Origin of the sequence: Stenotrophomonas sp. HMWF023 (genome assembly GCF_003060985.1) — a bacterium.
Taxonomy (GTDB): domain Bacteria; phylum Pseudomonadota; class Gammaproteobacteria; order Xanthomonadales; family Xanthomonadaceae; genus Stenotrophomonas; species Stenotrophomonas lactitubi.
Genome location: NZ_QAIJ01000326.1, coordinates 31,610 through 34,151, shown reverse-complemented (window position 1 = coordinate 34,151; position 2,542 = coordinate 31,610). Strand labels below are relative to the sequence as shown.

The window sequence follows — 2,542 nt, the reverse complement described above, 5'->3', positions numbered from 1 at the left end:
CAGTCGCACCGCGACGAGCACTTCGGTGATGTGGCGGTCTATTTCAAACAGGTGGAAGTGCCGGTGCCGTTGCGCCGCAGCCGCGCCGAGGCCGGCGACAGCACGCTGGTGGTGACCTTCCAGGGCTGCCAGACCGATGGCATCTGCTACCCGCCGATGACCCGCCGGGTGAAGCTGTCGATCCCCGCCGGCAAGGTCAACGCCACCGGCGATGCACCGGCTGCACGCGACGAAGTGATCCGCTCGCTGCCCGCTTCGGCCGCTGCCAGCACCCGCGAGGCCGCCAACGGCACGCCGCTGCGCCTGCTTCCGACCGTGCCCAACGACGCGCCGGCCAATGCCGGTGGTGCCGACGCCAGCAGCGGCGCACGCGATGCCTTCGCCGCCGACGCACAGCAGGACAATGCGCTGCGTACCAAGGCCCCCAGCCGCGTGCCGAAAACCGACAGCTCGCTGCTGTGGGTACTGCTGCTGGCGCTGGGCGGTGGCCTGGTGCTGAATCTGATGCCCTGCGTGCTGCCGATCCTGTCGCTGAAAGTGCTGAGCCTGGCGCAGAGCGGCGAAAGCCCCGAACGCGCCCGCAGCCATGCCATGTGGTACACGCTGGGCGTGCTGGTTGCCTTCGCGGTGATCGGCGCGCTGATGGTCGGCCTGCGCATGCTTGGCAACGCAGTCGGCATCGGTTTCCAGCTGCAGCATCCCGGCGTGGTCGCGGCGTTGGCCTACATCATGTTCGCGGTGGGCCTGAGCCTGTCCGGCGTGTTCACCATGGGCGGCGGCATCGGCAACTTCGGCCAGTCGCTGGCACGACGCAGTGGCCCGGCCGGCGACTTCTTCACCGGCGTGCTGGCCTGCGTGGTCGGCAGTGCCTGCGTGGGTCCGTTCTTCGGCCCGGCGGTGGCCTATGCCTTCGTTGCGCCACCGGTGGCGGCGATGCTGGTGTTCCTGTTCCTCGGCCTGGGCCTGGCCCTGCCGTTCCTGCTGATCGGCTTCGTGCCGGCGCTGGCCCGCCGCCTGCCCAAGCCGGGCCAGTGGATGGAAACCCTGAAGCACGTGCTGGCCTTCCCGATGTATGCCGCCGCGTTGTGGCTGCTGTGGGTGCTGGGCAAGCAGCGCGGTGTGGATGGCATGGCGCTGGCACTGGGTGGCCTGCTGCTGCTCACCGGTGGCCTGTGGCTGTTCGAGCGCAGCCGCTGGCGCAGCCAGCGCGCGGCCGGGCTGCTGGGCGTGCTGCTGGTGATCGCGGCGCTGGTGCCGGTGTGGGCCGTGACCCAGCTGGCACCGCCGGCACGTGCCGCGCAGGCGAGCAGCGAGAACGTGGTGGAGTATTCGCCGCAGATGCTGGACCGCCTGCGCGCCGACAACCGCGTGGTGTTCGTCAACATGACCGCCGACTGGTGCGTGAGCTGCAAGGCCAACGAACGCGCGGTGCTGTCGCGCCCGGAGTTCAAGGAACTGCTCAAGCGCACCAACGCGGTGTACATGCGCGGCGACTACACCAATGTGGACCCGCAGATCACCGCGTTCCTGGATGAGCACAAGGCCGTGGGCGTGCCGCTGTACGTGGTGTACGGCCCCGGCGCGCCGCCGACGGTGCTGCCCACCCTGCTGACCCAGGCGCTGGTGGAAGAGGCGCTGCTGCGCACCGCACGATGAAGTGGCAACGGCCAGCACTGCTGTGGACAGCGGTGCTGGCTGCCGGGCTTGGCCTGTGGGCCGGCAATCGGCTGGCGCCGCCGCCGGTGGCGCAAACCGCAGCGCCTGTTGCCGTATCGCCGCCAGCGCTGCCGATGCTGCGCCCTGGTGATCCGCTGCCGGCGCTGGTCCTGCCCGATGCTGAAGGTCACGCGCAGGATATCCGCGAACAGTTCAAGGGCCGGCCATTGCTGGTCAATGTGTGGGCCAGCTGGTGCGGCCCGTGCGTGGAAGAGATGCCCGAGCTGGCCCGCTATGCCGAGAGCCAGGGCACGCGCGGCGTACAGGTGTTGGGCCTGGCGCTGGATACGCCGGACGGCGTGCGCGATTTCCTGCAGCGGGTGCCGGTGAACTATCCCATCGTGCTCGATACCCCGGGCCCACGCGATGCCAGCGTGCAGTTGGGCAACGCGCAGGGCCTGCTGCCCTACAGCGTGCTGTTCGATGCGCAGGGCCGGATGGTGAAGGCCAAGCTCGGCCCGTTCGCGCACGGCGAGATCGAAGGCTGGGCGAAGTAAGGTCGGCAGGGCTGCGCCCTGCATCTGCCGAATCAACCGCAACAGCAACAGCGGCATTCCGTGGTGTGGCGGGGCGGTATCGGAGTGCGGGGACGCCGCAAGTACGTCCCTGTAGGCTTGGCAGCCGCATCCATGCGGCTGACACCCCGCACTCCGACACCGCCCCACCTCTGACAGATTTCCGGCGTCTGATGGATCCACCTCATGCGTGGATGAATCTCCATCGGAATCGAATATTTCGACAATTGAACGAAGAGCATCCACGCATGGCGTGGATCTACGTGTCGACCAAGGTCGACACCAACCAAGAGCAGGTCATGCCATTCCGA

The 2,542-nt window shown here is 68.4% G+C and carries 2 protein-coding genes; both read left to right on the top strand.

Annotated elements, in window-relative coordinates; all coding sequences use genetic code 11:
* Nucleotides 1–1,656: thioredoxin family protein (locus tag DBR20_RS20170; RefSeq protein WP_108267998.1), on the top strand; the 1,656-nt coding region annotated here is incomplete at its 5' end.
* Entirely contained in the window at nucleotides 1,653–2,213 is a 561-nt protein-coding gene (locus tag DBR20_RS20165; RefSeq protein ID WP_108267996.1) for a TlpA disulfide reductase family protein, read from the top strand. The genes DBR20_RS20170 and DBR20_RS20165, both read left to right, overlap by 4 nt.
* The last annotated feature ends 329 nt before the right edge of the window (nucleotides 2,214–2,542 follow it).